This is a genomic window from Lacibacter sp. (assembly GCF_035299325.1).
Classification (GTDB): domain Bacteria; phylum Bacteroidota; class Bacteroidia; order Chitinophagales; family Chitinophagaceae; genus Lacibacter.
Map to the genome: position 1 here is coordinate 1 of NZ_DATGWT010000041.1, position 17,441 is coordinate 17,441.

Genomic DNA, 17,441 nt, shown 5'->3' on the forward strand with positions numbered 1-17,441 from the left:
TTGCACCATCCATTCTTACAATGATGGGCTTGCCGGTGCCAAAAGAAATGACCGGTGATGTATTGATCGATCAATAATGCAATTCATCAGAACGATAACAGCAATCTGTTTACTCATTGGCTTCAGTTTGCCTATGTTATCACCTGTTGTGTTACAACTAAAACAACTTCATGTACAACACGAGATGCTGGAGAAACTGGAAAAACAGCAACTCACCAGCGTACGTGTAAAAGCAGCCATCGTTCAATGGGTGAAACCACAAAAAGAATGTGTACTTGGTACTGAAATGTTTGATGTAAAGAAGATAGTAGTTGATGGGGATGATCTTGTTCTTACAGGATTGTATGATGCAAAAGAGAAAGAGTTGAAGCGAATGATCCGTCAACAATCGGAACAACAATCGAAGCAATCAAAACAAACAGTACAGTTACTCTCTGCATTGGCACTACCGGTTGAAGCAGCTAACGTTTTTTCATATAATGCCGGAACAGGCATACCAAAAAACCTGTTCCGGCAATCATTTTATCACCCCCCTTTCCTGGGCTTTCTTACTCCGCCGCCACGATCTGTATAAATATATTTTCATGAACAGACTTTGAACATGAACCTGCAACTAAGATGCTTCACGCAATCTTGTTGTCAGGTAATTGGTATTTATGTTTTATAAAACCAAAAGAATGAGAAAAATAGTATTTGCTTTTCTGGCAGGTATGGCCTGCTCGTGGGTACACGCACAGGAAACAGTAAGCGATAGTGCATCAAAAGAATTATCAGAAGTGGTGATCAGTGCCAGCAAGTTTCCTGAAAAAAAATTAAACATTGCACAGCGCATTGATGTCATCAGTTCAAAATACATCAGCAGGGTTAACGCACAGAACACAGGTGATCTGTTGATCAATACTGGAAATGTATTTGTACAAAAAAGTCAGCAAGGTGGCAGCAGCCCGATTATTCGTGGCTTTGAAGCAAGCCGTGTATTACTGGTAGTTGATGGAGTACGATTGAACAATCTGATCTATCGTGCAGGTCATTTGCAGAATGCCATTTCAGTTGATCAGAACATGCTGAGCAGTATGGAAGTGTTATACGGACCTGCATCAACTATTTATGGCAGCGATGCTTTGGGCGGTGTTGTCCATTTTCGTACAAAAGCGCCTGTGCTTGCAACTGATAGTAAAAAAATGTTAGTGAAAGCAAGTGGCTTTGCACGTTACAGCTCTGCCAACAGTGAAAAAACAATTCATGCAGATGTAAATCTTGGTTGGAAAAAAATCGCCTGGCTGCAATCATACACTTACAGTGATTTTGGTGACGTGAAAATGGGAAAGAATTATCCTGATGATTATCCAACATTCGGTCGCAGAGATTCTTTTATGACACGCATCAATGGTATTGATTCAGTTGTCAAAAATCCTGATCCCCAAGTGCAGAAATTTTCCGGCTACAAGCAATGGGATATGTTGCAGAAACTGTTGTTCAAACAATCAGAGAAAGTATCGCACATGTTGAACGTACAATATTCCAACACCACGAACGTGCCCCGTTATGATCGTTTGCAGGATAAACGCAACGGTACATTGCGTTACGCAGAATGGTATTATGGGCCACAGGAACGTTTACTTACCTCTTATGAATTAAGTATTGGCAAAACAGGTTGGTTCGATAATATTAATCTTAATGTAAACTACCAGGCTATCGAAGAAAGTCGTTACACAAGAGATTATCGTCGTTACGATCGTTTAGATGGAAGAGTGGAAAATGTGCAGGTAGCGGGCTTTGTTTTAGATACACGTAAAATCTGGGGCGGCAATGAATTGACATTGGGTGCAGACGGACAGTTCAATACACTCAAATCAACTGCATCAAGAGTAAACATCAATACCGGCGCATCAACAAAGTTGGATACTCGATATCCCAATGGAGATAACACGCAGGTGAATGCTGGTCTGTTTGCTCAACATGTTTTCAAATTCAAAAATAAAAAGTGGGTGCTGAATGATGGTTTGCGTGTACAAACGATTCGTCTTCATTCAACCATTGCTGACAACTCATTTTTCAATCTGCCTTTTACCGAGATCAATCAAAACAACACAACAATTACCGGCAATATAGGCCTGGTATATTTGCCGGTTGCCGGTTCAAAGTTGAGTGCAAATATTGCCAGTGGTTTCCGTGCGCCCAATGTAGATGATCTTGCAAAAATTTTCGAATCAGCAACAAGTCCTGCGATCAGACAACTAGTTGTTCCGAACCCTGACATTAAACCGGAACGCACTTATAATATTGATTTAGGCATCAGTCAAAATTTCGGAAAGAACTTTCGTATTGAAGTAAGTACTTTTTATACCTGGTTCCGTAATGCATTAGTAAAAGCACCCTTCCGTTTAAATGGACAGGACTCTGTTGTGTATAACGGTGTATTAAGCCAGGTGCTTGCAAATACAAATGCAAACAAAGCGTATTTGTATGGTGTATCTGGTGCTGTATATGCCACCATTGCAAAGTATATCACCTTCAGCAGCCAGATCAATTTTACAAGGGGGCGTTTCGAAACAGACGGTTCAAAAAACTCATCGGTATATGAGAAACAAAGCAATGGCAGTTATGCATTGGTGAGTAAAAAAGTTTCATCGAAGCCACTTGACCATATTCCACCTGTGTTTGGTAAAACAAGTATCAGCTATCAAAAAGAAAAAATAATGGCAGAAGTGTTTGCTTTGTACAATGGCTGGAAAAAACTTGATCAGTACAACGCAGATGGAGAAGACAATGCTCAATATGCAACTGCAGATGGCATGCCTGGTTGGGTAACAGTTAACCTGCGTACCTCTTACAATCTTAAAGCTGTTACCTTACAGTTTGCAATAGAAAATATCTTCGACCGTAACTATCGATATTTTGCTTCGGGATTTTCTGCACCGGGCAGAAATTTCATTATTGCTGCAAGAGTCGATTTTTAAATCAATTAACAATGTCCCAAACAATTGTAAAACGAACAAGGTGGTATAGAAAGATTCATCGTTGGATTGCATCCGGGCTATTCGTTTTTTTCTTCTTCATTGCCATAACAGGCTTGTTACTTGGCTGGAAGAAAAACAGCAATGGTTACCTCCTGGCTGATTCACAGAAAGGTGTAAGTACTGATTCTAAAGATTGGCTTTCGGTCGACTCACTCCAGTCTATTGCTTTTAAAATATACGCTGACAGTACTCATGCTGTAAATAAGCCAACTGTTGAACGTATCGACATAAGGCCATCGAAAGGAATGGTGAAGTTTGTATTCAGTGAAAATTACCTGGCTATTCAGCTTGATTGCACAACAGGAAGCATGCTGCATTTCGAACGGAGACGAGCCGATTTCATTGAGCATCTTCACGACGGAACCATTCTTGATAATCTATTCAAAAGTAACGGCGGATTATTCAAGCTCTCCTACACCACAATCATGGGTGTAAGTCTCCTGATCCTTACCATCACAGGGTTTTGGCTTTGGTACAACCCAAAAAGGATCAGGCAAAGGAAACATTAACCATCTGTTTTAAACTACTGCTGCTTCTCTGTTTTTTTTGACAGGAAAGCAGCAGTATTTCCAAATAATTTGTCTAAATTCAGGGTTGCAAACCCATCTGTGAATGACTGAGGAAGCACTCTTACAAGCATGTCTGAAAAATCAACCCGCTGCACAGCAGGAATTATACAGTAAGTATAGTCCTAAAATGTTGGCTGTTTGTTACCGTTTTGCCCGTAACCGGGAAGATGCGGAGGATATGTTGCAGGAAGGTTTTATCAGAGTATTCACACAAATTCATCAGTTTCAAAACAAAGGCTCTTTTGAAGGTTGGATCAGGCGCATCATCGTTCACACTTGCATTAATCACTTAAAGAAACACAAGAAGTTTAATGACAGTGTGGATATCAGCCAGGCACACACGTTGCAGGTAAGAGAAGACAGTGTTCCTTCGATCATCCAGGCCAAACAGGTAATTGAGTGCATCCGTATGTTGCCCATTGGTTACCGAACGGTCTTGAACCTGTTTGCTATAGACGGGTACTCGCATCGTGAAATTTCAACGATGCTGGATATTGAAGAAAGCACAAGCCGATCGCAATACACAAGAGCCAAAGCGATGCTGGAACAGATTTTAGTACAGAAAAAAATCATTTTCCGGCCGCAGAAACAGGGTGAATGGGTGGCAGCAGCCCATGCTCGGTTTTAATAATCCGTAGAACCAAACCAAAAACTGATTATGGAGCGCTTTATGTACCAGGACGAATCTTTTGAACGAATGCTGAAGGACAAAGCAGACGAGTACAGAATGTACCCGTCGCAGCAATCATGGGAAAACATTCAGAAACGAATTCGCCCAAAAAACAATCTCTTCAATTTCAAATCCCTTGGTTTAAGTGCTGCTCTTTTGTTAGGTTTTGCTATTTCAATTTCTGATGAGCAAACACCAAAAGAAACCAAATCCTCTTTCGTTACAAACTTTATTGACGATCAGGAACTTCCTGCAGTAACCGCCGAAACAAAAAGCAATACAGCGAAAGTTATTCCTATTACCGCAGCCATTCGTGTTAACCAGATTTCAACTGAGTTCCCCGAAACAATTACCACCGAAGCAATTGAAACTCCGGCTAACGAATCAAATGTTCAGTCTTCTGAAACAGCTGCTTTAATGTCAGCAGAAGAAGAAATACCCACCTTAACAAAAGCAACCGTTACGTTAGATCCAGTTTCTCTCAAGCCTTCAGCACCCGTTCTTCCTGATGCTGTTGAGGAAAACTCCATCAATATCATACCAGGCGAGTCGCCAGTCAGCATCGAGCCTGAGCCGAATGAGGAAGTTCTGAATGCTAATCTGGATGTTCCGGTGATCACAGTGCCTAAGCCAAAAAGACAATTACAGTTTTACATAGCATCTTCAGCCAGTTACCGTGTGCTTTATAACGATAACAAGCTCACATTTGGCAATCTTTTACAACAAGACCCTGAAAAAGTAGCGAAACATAGTCCTTCTTTAGGTGTAGAATTTGGGACAGCTGTTCTGTTGCCACTGTCAAAAAATATAAACTTCAGAACAGGAATTCAACTGAACTACACTCGGTATAACGTTGAGCTTTTCAGATCAAGCCCACAGGTAGCCACCGTTATTTTGAATAACAATAATGGCGTAATCCAACGGGTAACTTCATTGAGCAGCCAAAACAATAGCGGTCTTTCTAAAAGCGATGAGGTTGCAAATGAAACTTACCAGTTATCAATTCCAATCGGCTTTGAATTCCGCCTTGCAGGCAAACGTAAATTGCAATGGAACCTGGCAACGAATATTCAGCCAACCTATTTGCTCTCCGCTTCCGGATACCTGTTAACAAGCAATTTTGAAAAATACATCAAGGCGCCGGATCTCTTAAGTAATCTTAACCTGAATACTGCACTTGAAACATTTCTCCGTTGGAATGTAAAGGATATACAACTCCAGGCCGGCCCGCAGCTGCGTTACCAGTTGTTTTCAAATTCGCAGGAAGGATACCCCATCAAAGAACATTTGGTTGATTATGGTTTCCGCATTGGTATCGTTAAAACACTCAAATGATTTGAGTTGAAACCGCCTTTCGCATCTTTCCGAATATAGTTTTCGATATTTTTACAGCATGATACGTTTTCTCCTTGCTGCAGTTTCGGTTACTGCCATGCTTACATTCAACAGCTGTAAAAACCAAAAGAAAGAGCCAAAAGATTATATTGATGTTTCTTCCTATCTGAAAGGGCAATTAAAGTATATTGATTCTGTCCCTTTCGCCTTTTTAAAAGTAGTGGTAAAAGAAGACAGCATTTTTACCGATTCGCAATTCATCAGCAAAGAACAGGTAAGAACAATTATACAACCGTTCCTGATAAAGGAACTCGATAAAAAGAACTTCGAAAACAACTTCAAAGAAACCTCATTTGCTGATGCTACCATTGAAACAGTAACGATCACTTACGAAACTGAAAACGATCAGTTACCTGTATCAAGAGTTGATGTTTATGTAAATCCTGAAAAGGAAATGATCAGCCAACTCTATTTGGTTCGCCATGAAACAAAAGGCGACTCTGTGTTTACGCAGCAACTTCTCTGGAAACATAATAAAAGCTTTGTTTTAATTACAGCCCGTGCAAAGAAAAATGAACCAGAAAATATTGTTACAGAAAAAGTGATCTGGGACGATCGTGCAGACAATTAATTATGACCGAAATTGAATTAAAAAAAGTACTACCCGGCATTCCTGCACAACCCGGCATTTACAAATATTACGATGCGGATAAAAAACTGTTGTATGTAGGTAAAGCAAAGCACCTGCGTAAACGTGTATCCTCCTACTTTACAAAAACACTTCAATCATACAAAACTCAGGAGCTTGTCCGCCGTATACATAGTATTGAGTTCACGGTTGTAAATTCTGAGCAGGATGCATTCTTTCTTGAAAATTCACTCATTAAACAGTTTCAACCGGTTTTTAATATTGATCTGAAAGATGACAAGAGCTATCCTTTTATTGTCATTAAGAACGAAGCTTTCCCGAGAGTGTTTCTTACACGTAGAAAGATAGTTGATGGCTCAACTTATCTCGGCCCTTTTACCTCAGTTGCAAAAGTAAGGGACCTTATTGATTTTATACGTCAGCATATACCCATCCGTAATTGCAAATTAAATCTTAGTGAAGCAAATATCAGGAAGGGGAAATTTAAAGTATGCCTTGAATATCATCTGGGTAATTGCAAAGGGCCATGTGAAGGATTGCAATCAATGGAAGATTACAAAGAAGATCTTGAACAGGTAAAGAATATTCTGAAAGGTAATTTATCGCCTGTTATCCGACATCTGAAAGAGGAAATGAAACAATTTGCTGTTGATCTGAATTTTGAGAAAGCCGAGATCAACCGGAAAAAAATTGAACATTTAGAAAGTTACCGTGCCACTTCAACTGTAGTGAACCCAAGGCTTGGTGATGCTGATGTGATCTCCATTGTTGTACAGGAAGAAAAAGCATTTCTCAACTACATGATGATGCAGAATGGAAGCATCATTCAAACAGAAAACCTGCAGCTCGAAAGCAGGCTTGGTGAAAATGAAAAAGAAATACTCGAATTTGCTGTAAGTTATATCCGCAACAAATTTGAAAGTCTCTCACCTGAATTAATTGTTCCTGTTGAAATAGAATTGCTGGATGAAGAGTTAAAGATTACCGTGCCAAAAGCAGGTGAAAAGAAAAAGTTGCTGGAACTATCACAAAAAAACGCAGCCATTTTCTTTGAAGAATACAAACGAAAAAAAGCATTACAGTTAACAGATAAACGAAAAGAAAATAATCTGAAGATTGTTGAACAGTTAAAAAATGATCTTCATTTAACACAGTTACCGCTGCATATTGAATGTTTTGATAACTCAAACTTCCAGGGCGCATACCCTGTAGCAGCAATGGTTTGTTTTAAGAATGGTGAACCAAGCAAACAAGATTACCGCAAGTTTAATATCAAAACTGTTCAAGGCATCAACGACTTTGCATCAATGAAAGAAGTGGTAATGCGCAGGTACAAACGTTTGATTGAAGAAGATAAACCATTGCCACAGCTGGTAATCATTGATGGCGGTAAAGGACAACTCTCCTCTGCAATGGAAAGCATTAAAGAACTGAAGCTGGAAAATAAAATGACTGTGGTAGGTCTTGCTAAAAATGTTGAAGAAATATTTTTCCCCGGCGATAAAGAATCATTAAAGCTTGGCTACAGCAGTGAATCATTACGATTAATACGAATGATCAGGGATGAAGTGCATCGCTTTGGCATAACATTCCATAGAGATAAACGTAGTAAAGGCGCATTTAAAACACAGCTCGATGAAATTAAAGGCATTGGGGAAGCAACAATTGAAATACTGATGAAAGAGTTTAAATCGGTTAATAATATCCGTAATGCTTCGCTGAAAGATATTGCAGCAATTGTTGGTGAAAGCAAAGCTGTTTTGCTGCAACAGGCATTAAAGCAGCTTGAAAAAGATTAGGACAAAAAAATGGGGCCAGGATAGAAATCCAGCCCCGTCTTTAAAATCCAATATCCTATGAAAAACCGTAACGAAGATACAAACACTTACTATAAAAGCAATACCTCAAAGCGGGTATTTTTCAAATTTCTCAGTATTTTTTCGGTGTTGGTCAACAGCAATTTTGGGGTCTAAATCCTTGCTATTCAATTTTTTTATTTTGATCAGCTACATAAAAAAAACCGCCTCGAGGGCGGTTTTCTATAAATAGTATTTAAGTGCTTAGTACGACCACAGATCCTGCTCGTAGTTGAAGATTTTATCCTTGATATTTTCACCTTCAAGTAAACGAAGGATCGGGTCTTTGATAAAGTCTTTCAAACGACGGTCATATGGATTATCCATGGTTGTTTTAGTGATATAACTGCTGAACATACGGTTTTCAAACAGTTCTTCCCACGTCATACGTGCACCAAAGTTTTTACCGTTAAATGCTTCGAATCTTGAGAGTACACCACGTGCATCGGGATAATAAATCCAGAACAAAGGTGACATATCAATAAACTGACCGGTTGATGTGTAAATCGGTTTTACCGGGCAAATTCCAAGAATTCTTACAAACATTCTTGATGATTCTTTATCGAATACCCACTCTTCTTTTACTCTGAATTGATAGATGCTGTCAGGATCAACTTCTTTTGTACGAACCTCGTAGCGTTCGATATTTCCCTGCAGATCATAAACAGGAACAGTATCAACACCACCTGAAAATGATTCCATTACAGCCTGCGGCGTTAATGGCGTAGTGAAACGATCATCAAGCGGATCGAAAGCTGTTATTTCTCTGTCTCTGATCGCTTTCAGAATAATTGAAATGAAGCGTTGATTACCATTATCCTCATCAGCTGAGTAGCGGAAAGGCAGGTTCATTTTTTCACGAGTGTCGATTTCTCTCCATACACGTTGGCGATAAACCGCATCATCTTCACGAATATGCTCATATGCTAATGGCTGACGATCTTTAATGAGGTTACGCTCAATTGACGCATCATTACGAAGTGATGGTTTGATTGTATCCAAAGCAGCATTACCAGTTGACTTCACCACCACAATCGGAATATTCGCCTGTGGCTGGTTAGTAGGTTGCTGTTGGTTATTATTACCATAGGCAGAATTCTGCTGAGTTGGCTGCTGTTGAGCAGGCGTAGTGCCATACCCTGATGAGCCATAACCTGAAGTTTGTGCGGGTGGCGTTGTTGTTGTTTTACGTGTTGTTTTCTTCCGCTGCTGCGCAGAAACAACTCCCGAAATCATCAGGGAAGCGAACAACAAACCAACTGTAAGGGTTTTCAATTTCATAATCTTTTGTTTAATATAATACAAACGATATAGGAGGCAAAGGTCTTGTGTTACCTCCAGGTCCTACTGCTTTTATTTCATCAAGTACAACTGTTGTGCCTGGTTTGCAACGGTTCATCAGGTCCTGCACGGCATCAAATGTATTTCCACGAATACCTGGCTTTACCCCTGCATCTGGGAAACCATTACCTGTAGCATAGAATGTATACCCGGTAACAGTAAAGCTTACACCTTCAAACACGAAGTTTTCAAGTTCAGCCCTGATACCTCTTTGTGCTTTAAATACATTGGCAGGAATACGGCCACCTTTGCTGGCACCAACCATTGGGGTTGGATCGGGAACTGTTTTCACTCTGAATTCAAAGCTGCTAGGCTTGCCATCAGAATTAACTGTAACAACGGCTTTACCCGGAGTTGTTGGCTTGGCAATATAACGACCGGGACCAATTTTGCTCAATGAGCCATTGTTAATACCAACCGTTACTTTTTCATCACCTACGTTACCGCCACTTACAGCGAGTTCATTATCTAAACCGATGTATAATACTTTTACTTTTTCAGCACTTACAAAAGCGCCGGTTGCAGTACCTACAGTATAGTTAAGGTCAACTTCCTTTTTTGCAGGATTACCATCCTGATCAGTATAGTTCACAACTACTTTCACAGAACCACTGGTACTTCCTACTTTGTATTTTCTTACAGCCATTCCCTTTTCATTCAATTCAACAGGGGCACCTGCAATAGAAACAGTAGGCAATTTACTCTTACTGAAAGCAGCTAAACCTGCAGTAATTTCCATTTCCTGGCCGGGGAAAAGGTAAGTTGTGTTAGAACCAACAATCGGCTCAAACGCATCAAAACGAACTACCACCTGGCCTACACGGTTATGAAACTCATTTACAAAACGACTTTCTGTTGTTTTTACGTCGTTTTGAAATTTGCTGAGCATGGTTAATGCCGCAACAGTAGGGGTCATGTGGAAATAAGCGTAAGCCCATGTACGTTTTGCTAATTTCGGACCGCTTGCTTTTGGGATTTCAGTATCTACAGGGATGTTTTTTTCAAACATTTTACCTACTTCTCCATCAATCGCAAGCATTTTCTTTTTGTACTCGATCAGCTTATTGCGCAATTTTTCACCCTCACCCTGCTTGTCCATAATACGGGTAGCAATATCAACATTATCTTCTTTGAATTTTGATTCAGGATCTTTCGGATCGTATCCTGCTTCAACTTTAATTTTCATTTTCAGCTGGTCAATATAGTCTGAAACTTCTTTTGTTAACCTAACTGCTTCTTGTGCTTTAGGCATCCACTCTGCAGCTTTAACCTTTGATTCAGGTGATTCGAGCTTTATTTTAAACGATTCCATGATCGTTTCTGTAGAACGGTTAACGACTGTATTTGTAGTGGTAAGACTATTGTCAACTACTTTAAATGCATTGATGATCTCTGCTGATACGTTGAGTGCCAACAGTGCTGTTAACACCAGGTACATCAGGTTGATCATCTTCTGCCGGGGCTCTTTAGGTAGTGCCATCTTTTTCGGATTTTGGTTTTAAATCAGGAAATAGTTTTGGTTGCTCTTCTGTTGATTCGTATTAACGTCCCTGCATTGCATTGATCATGTTACCATAGATGTTATTCAAAGTGCCAAGGTTTCTTGCTAAAGAACCAATTTGCTCTTGCGCTTTCTTGGCATCATCTACGCTACCCAACATTGCTTCAGAAGCCTGTGTAAGGTTACCATAGAATTTGTTCATTGCTTTCAGGTGATTATTGGTATCCTGTAATTCCAATTCATAGATTGTATTTAAAGAACCGAGATTCTTCGTCATAACCTGTACCTGCTCATGGTATGCTTTAGTACCTTCTGCAGCAAGATTGAAAGAAGAAACGGTTGAAGCAGCTTGCTGATAAGCATCTTTCATACCATCCAATACTTTAGCAGCTTCTTTTGAAGATGCGCTTAACTGGCCGGTTGAAGAAACCACATCGCTTACATCTTTAATACCACCAACCGTATTGTTGAGCTTTTGGAAATTTTCACCAAGGCTGCGGAGGTTTGCCGGTGTAATGTCTGCATCGCTCATCATCTTATCTAATGAGGCAAGTGCCGGCGTTCCTGCCGGAACAGCTGCTTTATGATCGTCGTGCATACCATAACCTTGTGAGGCTAAGTAAGCGTATACTAAGAAGATACCTGCTTCGGTCAGGAGACCTACTGTAAGCATCATATCTGCAAATGAAAGGTGGAGGATCTTGGCCCACGCTCCGAAGATTACAACTGCTGCACCTGCGGAAACGATAATGTTCGTGATTTTTTCGGTTGATTTAGAGACTGCCATAAAAGTTGGTTTTAAAAAAGGTAAATGATGGTTTGTGATCAGCTCAAAAAACGTAGGTTTTTGGACTAAAAGGTAAATATTAGGATTATAAATTTCAATAGTGATGATTAACGTTTGCGCATCATTGGTGGCAGGTTGATCACACAACGGAAGCCGATGTATGATTTTGCTGTATCCTGATACTCATAGTTACGGGTACTTGTTTGCAGGAAGTAACCTACACTCTGCCAGCTACCGCCACGAACCACTTTGCGTTTCATGCGGGGAGGATCACTGTCCTTTGCATTATAACGGATATCGGGGTTCATGTCATGTGCAAAGTTGTAAGCTCCTTCATAATAAAGAGAGCCTGTCCACTCTGCCACATTACCGGCCATATTGTAAAGACCGAAGTCGTTTGGCCAATAAGCATCAGCACGTACAGTATAGAAACCACCGTCTTCAGGGTAGTTACCACGGCCTGGTTTAAAGTTGGCCATTAAACATCCTTTACGGTTGCGGAGATAATAGTTACCCCAGGGGAACATTGATTGTGAACGTCCGCCACGGGCTGCATATTCCCACTCTGCTTCAGAAGGTAAGCGATAGCTTGATTCTGTTGCATAGCCTTTCTTATCGTTGAAATCATTGAGGTGACGTGTACGCCAGTTACAAAATGCATTTGCTTGTTTCCAGGTTGTACCAACTACAGGATAGTTAGCAAAAGCCGGGTGAGCAAAATAACGCTGGCTCATTGGCTCATTATAACTATAAGAGAAATCACGCACCCATACCAATGTATCGGGATATACTTTAACGGGATTCTTGATAATGAATTTTGAACGGGGTTCGTTTGGTTTGCGGTAAGCAGCTGCTTTGTAGTCTACATACTCTTCCTGGTAAATGAGTTTGTCAGGGTCGATTTCCATTTTACCGAAAATGCGATCATCCGGTGCCATCATCATCTGGCCGAGTTTCTCATATACATTCTTCTCTTTCCAGATACCGGCAGCTTTTTTCCAGTCGATGGAATTTGTCTTCGGATCGATGTAGTTTAACACAGTTGCCGCAATGGAATCCCTTACATAGAACACAAACTGCTTGTATTCGCTGTTGGTAACTTCAGTTGCATCCATCCAGAAACCGCTGATTGATACCTGGCGGTTACGTGCAGTGTACGCATAGTTAATGTCCTCATCACTTGGTCCCATGTGAAAGGTACCCTGAGGAATCATCACCATTCCAAGATGTGTGTTGTTGTTCTGTTTGGCATTGTAGGATGCACCAACAAGTTGACCGTTGTTTGCTGATTTCGAAGAAGACTTCGATTTACCGCAGCTAACTGCTAGTACGGATAAGGCGGCGATTGTTAGGCAACTTAACAGTTGGTTCTTCATTTGTTAAGAATTTAATTTTCTTGATTAAGGTATTGGACAAATTTAAGACGTCCTTTTCAGGATTCACCTTAAAACTTATCGCAATGCTAGTAATTAATTTTTAATTATTCAAAATGTTTTTACAGCTCGTCATCGATAACGGGGAATCAATATTTTTATTGTTTTACCCGGTGACAGAAGCCAAAAGAGCCCGTATTTCCTGTGTTTCAGCGGTTGGTTGGAGGCAGGCATATTCCTTACATAGGTATAAAAGTGTGTTGCCACCGGGTGAGTCCCTATTCAATAATAGCGGGAAACTACTATTACTTTTTGTGGAAGACTGCAAAATTAAATTGGGCCTGTACCAGCCTAAAACTTCATCTCTTTTTGTTTCATGCCCCTCTCCTACGATCGCCAGCTCCCGGAATCCATTGATCCGGTTCTGTAAAAGACCCGCCCAAACCCCAAAAGAACCGGGGTAACGCACCATTACATCCTGCAAACCAATCAGCATTTTGGTGCTCCGTTCTGTCCATTCCGGTTTATTGAAAATAATACCCAGCTGCTGAAGGTTAACCGCCATCACTGCATTACCTGAAGGGGTAGCCCCGTCATAGATCTCCTTTTTACGCAGCACTATATCCGGTTGATTGTCGGCTGTAAAAAAGAAATAACCTGTTTCTTCTTCCCCAAACAGATCGATAGCTGAAGTCATCAAGTCTTTTGCTTTGAGCAGATAGCTTGTATCGGATGTTATTTCCTGTAACATCAGAAGCGCTTTGATGAAATAAGCATAATCGTCCAGAAAAGCAGGAAACTTAGCCGTTCCGTTCTTATAAACATGTCGCAAACCTTCGTCATGTTGAAATGCCTTCAACAGAAACTGCATATTATGGATGGCTTTTTGCCTGTACTCCTCTTTTCCTGTGGCTGCAAAAGCGCTGCTGTAAGCACAGTTCATTAATGCATTCCAGCTAAGAAGTATCTTATCATCAAGCAATGGCCTGGTTCTCTTTTCTCTTGTTTGAAGAAGCGAACCAAGACAGGCTTTCATTTTTGTTTCAAATGTTTCTACATCCAAACCATTTTCTCTACAGAATTCAACTGCTTTTTGTTTGATGCGTGGAATATTTACTTCCTCCCAATTGCCATGTTCAGTAATATCATAAAACCTGCAGAATAGTTCCGCATCTTGTTTCAACAGTTCATCCACTTCCTGTTTTTGCCAGGTGTAATACTTTCCTTCCACCCCTTCACTATCGGCATCCAATGCAGAATAAAATCCATTTTCTGCTGATGTCATTTCCCTTTCGATAAATACCAGTGTTTCTTCAATTGCACGCTTGTACAATAGTTGTTTCGTAAGCTGATATGCTTCGCTCATAACAGTCACGAGTAAAGCATTATCGTAAAGCATTTTTTCAAAATGAGGTGCCAGCCATTCTGCGTCTGTGCTATACCGTGCAAAGCCACCACCCACATGATCATAGATTCCACCTTCAATCATTTTATCAAGACTAAGACAGGCTTGCTCTAGTGCTTCCTTATTACCTGTGAAATGATAATACTGCAGCAAATAAGCAATCGTAAATGTTTGTGGAAATTTGGGTGCATTGCCAAAGCCACCCCAACTACGGTCGGCTGTTTTCATAATAGCATCAAACATTAATTCAGCTTGCTTCTGTGGAAACAATTCTTCTGCCGGCAAATCAAACTTCAATACGTTTTGTGTGCCGAACGAATTGGCGTTTTGCAAATGTTGTACAAGCTCTGCTGCCTGCTGTTCTATTTCTTCTCTCTTTTCTTTAAAGGCATTCGCAACTCCATACAAAACCTCCTTCCACGAACTGCGGTTGAATGCTTTAACCGGTGGATAATAAGTGCCTCCGTAAAAAGGTTTGAGATCAGGTGTTAGAAAAACATTGAGCGGCCAGCCACCGCTGCCAGTCATTGCCTGTACTGCATCCATGTAAATATGATCAAGATCGGGACGTTCTTCACGGTCAATTTTTATATTGACGAAAAGCCTGTTCATGATATCAGCAGTTGCTTCATCTTCAAAACTCTCACGTTCCATTACATGGCACCAATGACAAGACGAATAACCAATGCTTACCAACACCGGCTTATCTTCTTCAACAGCTTTTTTCAATGCTTCATCTCCCCATGGAAACCAATCCACAGGATTATGCGCATGCTGTAATAAATAAGGGCTGCTTTCTTTAGCAAGGCGATTGCTATATGCCATAGAAGATGATTGCTGTTGATTCAACTGCAAACCTACTTTGTTTACGCAGAAAAAAAGCAAATGAAATTATTTTGAAATCGTCCTTGTTGCTTTAGATTAGCAAACTGTTTCTAAACATGATCATAGCTGTTACACATGCGGCGAGTCGGCTGCGCCAGACATCGCCTGAGAACTTTAAGGAGACACGTGCGGGAAAAATGCTAAAGACCGGATGGATCAATTCTGGGAACGGAATTCGTTGAGTATTGATTTGTACAGTGAGGAAGTATATCTGCAAAAAGAAACCTACATACATTATAATCCGGTTGAGGCTGGGCTATGCAAGTATCCTGAAGAATATTATTATTCATCGGTCAGGTATTATGAAACCGAGATAGATGATTTTGGTTTTCTTACACATTGGCGGGAGTAGTAGTGCATTGGTGCATGTGTCGTTGGTGAAAACACACAACGACGGCGAACGGTAGTGCTACTCTCAACTTGTACAATACTCAGCGACCTGCAACACCAACATGGGCAAGACAGGTTGATAATAAAAAAGTAATGAAGATTTTTAGCTGCATTTTCATTGGAGTTATTTTATTTGACAGAATTTTTCTGATTTCTACATGTAGAAGCTTATTAAAATGCTGGCGTATCAATTTAAAAGTTATTTTGAAGTCAGGATTTGTTTTAATTCCTCCACTTCCTTCCGCAACTTTTCAAGCTGTTCAATCTTTTTATTCTGTTCAATAATATACAACGTCAACTCTTCAATCTTTTGTAACAACACAGCTTGCGTTTGACCAAGGTCAAGTCCTTCTTTTACAACTTCCTTCTCAGTAGGAACTCCTTTCAGGTGTTTGTGTGTACGAATATAATTTTCCACTTCTGCAAGCGTAGGCAGCTTGTAGTCGTTATCAAAAACAAAATCTGCCCAGTTTGCCTGGTCTACTTTTATTTTTCGGGCACGCACTCCTCCTGCAATAAACAATTTAGTAGAGGCATCTCCCAAAGAAGTTAAGGCATGATTTGTGCCAATTCCGATTTGACCTGAGTTATAAACAACCAAAGACTGAACAGCATCATTCAATATGGTTCCTGCATTACCACTTGGGGCAGTTTGAAAAAATACATTACCTCCATCGGTGAAATAAAGCGCAGAAGCTGACCCGTTTGTATTTCTGGTGTTAAAACCTAAACTTTCGTTCCAGGTACTGTTATACAAAATCGCTTTCCAACCACCGTCATGTATCGCAAATCGGTCACCGATCTGGAGTTTTTCCGTAGGAGTATTTGTGCCAATCCCAACATTCCCATTGACCCTTGTAATAGTTAAAGCGTGAGATAAAAAGCTACCATCATCATTATATCGCCAGATAGAAAAATTTGCACCTTGGTTATTGCCTGTCTCCTCGGTATTAAGGCCTATGGAAAACCGGTTCTTGTTTTGGCTATGCAGCTGGTAATGTAAAACTCCCCAATTATGTGTTCCGGCATTGGCCACAACGCCTTTTTGAGAATATAACCACCCATTCAGATGGATATCGGCGGTTAGCCCTGTTTCAAGATAACCAACACTTAAATTCCGGTGTATACTGATATCTCCGTTATTGTTAATGATCATTCTGGCTTTGAAATTATTCTCGTCACCGAAAATTAAATTGCCATCCGCATTCGAATACAACGAATACGTTTTCCCGTTCGTGTTTAAATTCCGCAACCAAAAACCCGCCTGCATCCCGTTTTGCCCATCCAGTACAAGACTTGGCGACTGGTTAGAAGAATTGTCAAATAAATGAAGCCGGTATTGCGGGTTTGTTATTCCAATACCTACATTACCAGTGTTGGAATTATAAATATTAGTTCCACTCGTTGTCCATTGGGCCTTGATAACACCGATACTCAAACAAAAAAACTGTAAAAGGATTATTTTTTTCATGGTACTATTTAATCTAAACGTTGATCGTTATAATTTTAATTTCATTTTTCCCTTCTAGCTTTAGTCTTCAACTCATTTCATATTGGTAAACATTTGCTCAGGATAAAGTTCATATCAGTACAATAACTCGGTTGCAATTAACTCCCAATACCTAATTAATGAATTATTGTTGATTTTTGCTTCTGTACT

At 40.3% G+C, this 17,441-nt stretch carries 14 protein-coding genes; 8 read left to right on the forward strand and 6 right to left on the reverse strand.

Annotated elements, in window-relative coordinates:
* Nucleotides 1–76 precede the first annotated feature (76 nt).
* The 7 genes from VK159_RS21870 (at nt 77) to uvrC (ending at nt 8,042) form a co-directional block, all read left to right on the forward strand.
* Nucleotides 77–574: a hypothetical protein gene (locus tag VK159_RS21870; RefSeq protein ID WP_324232305.1), complete on the forward strand. Its 498-nt coding sequence runs from the start codon at nt 77–79 to the stop codon at nt 572–574.
* 103 nt (nt 575–677) lie between these two features.
* Entirely contained in the window at nt 678–2,960 is a 2,283-nt protein-coding gene (locus tag VK159_RS21875) for a TonB-dependent receptor (RefSeq protein ID WP_324232306.1), read from the forward strand.
* An 11-nt stretch (nt 2,961–2,971) separates the two neighbouring features.
* Entirely contained in the window at nt 2,972–3,529 is a 558-nt protein-coding gene (locus tag VK159_RS21880) for a PepSY-associated TM helix domain-containing protein (protein WP_324232307.1), read from the forward strand.
* Nucleotides 3,530–3,632: 103 nt separating this feature from the next.
* Nucleotides 3,633–4,217 (forward strand): sigma-70 family RNA polymerase sigma factor, encoded by a 585-nt coding sequence (locus tag VK159_RS21885; RefSeq protein WP_324232308.1) that lies wholly within the window; start codon nt 3,633–3,635, stop codon nt 4,215–4,217.
* A gap of 30 nt (nt 4,218–4,247) precedes the next feature.
* Complete coding sequence (locus VK159_RS21890; RefSeq protein ID WP_324232309.1) at nt 4,248–5,594, forward strand: outer membrane beta-barrel protein; 1,347 nt, start codon at nt 4,248–4,250, stop codon at nt 5,592–5,594.
* A gap of 58 nt (nt 5,595–5,652) precedes the next feature.
* On the forward strand, nt 5,653–6,225 hold the full coding sequence (locus VK159_RS21895; protein ID WP_324232310.1) for a hypothetical protein: 573 nt from the start codon (nt 5,653–5,655) through the stop codon (nt 6,223–6,225).
* 2 nt (nt 6,226–6,227) lie between these two features.
* Nucleotides 6,228–8,042 carry an excinuclease ABC subunit UvrC gene (gene uvrC, locus VK159_RS21900; RefSeq protein ID WP_324232311.1) on the forward strand — a complete coding sequence of 605 codons (1,815 nt, stop codon included), beginning with the start codon at nt 6,228–6,230 and terminating at the stop codon, nt 8,040–8,042.
* A 261-nt stretch (nt 8,043–8,303) separates the two neighbouring features.
* Here uvrC and gldN read toward each other — a convergent pair whose 3' ends face one another.
* The 5 genes from gldN to VK159_RS21925 all read right to left on the reverse strand — a co-directional run bounded on the left by gldN (nt 8,304) and on the right by VK159_RS21925 (nt 15,331).
* On the reverse strand, nt 8,304–9,380 hold the full coding sequence (gldN, locus tag VK159_RS21905) for a gliding motility protein GldN (RefSeq protein ID WP_324232312.1): 1,077 nt from the start codon (nt 9,378–9,380) through the stop codon (nt 8,304–8,306).
* Nucleotides 9,381–9,390: 10 nt separating this feature from the next.
* Nucleotides 9,391–10,920, reverse strand: coding sequence for a gliding motility protein GldM (gldM, locus tag VK159_RS21910; protein WP_324232313.1), 1,530 nt, complete (start codon nt 10,918–10,920; stop codon nt 9,391–9,393).
* 61 nt (nt 10,921–10,981) lie between these two features.
* A complete protein-coding gene (gene gldL, locus VK159_RS21915; protein ID WP_324232314.1) occupies nt 10,982–11,728 on the reverse strand; it encodes a gliding motility protein GldL in 747 nt (248 codons plus the stop codon).
* A 107-nt stretch (nt 11,729–11,835) separates the two neighbouring features.
* A complete protein-coding gene (locus VK159_RS21920; RefSeq protein ID WP_182802212.1) occupies nt 11,836–13,104 on the reverse strand; it encodes an SUMF1/EgtB/PvdO family nonheme iron enzyme in 1,269 nt (422 codons plus the stop codon).
* 163 nt (nt 13,105–13,267) lie between these two features.
* Nucleotides 13,268–15,331 (reverse strand): thioredoxin domain-containing protein, encoded by a 2,064-nt coding sequence (locus VK159_RS21925; RefSeq protein WP_324232315.1) that lies wholly within the window; start codon nt 15,329–15,331, stop codon nt 13,268–13,270.
* A gap of 211 nt (nt 15,332–15,542) precedes the next feature.
* Between VK159_RS21925 and VK159_RS21930 the strand changes: the two genes are divergently transcribed.
* Complete coding sequence (locus VK159_RS21930) at nt 15,543–15,743, forward strand: hypothetical protein (RefSeq protein WP_324232316.1); 201 nt, start codon at nt 15,543–15,545, stop codon at nt 15,741–15,743.
* 237 nt (nt 15,744–15,980) lie between these two features.
* On the opposite strand, the gene VK159_RS21935 is transcribed toward VK159_RS21930, so the two are convergent.
* Complete coding sequence (locus tag VK159_RS21935) at nt 15,981–16,937, reverse strand: hypothetical protein (protein WP_324232317.1); 957 nt, start codon at nt 16,935–16,937, stop codon at nt 15,981–15,983.
* Nucleotides 16,938–17,441 lie beyond the last annotated feature (504 nt).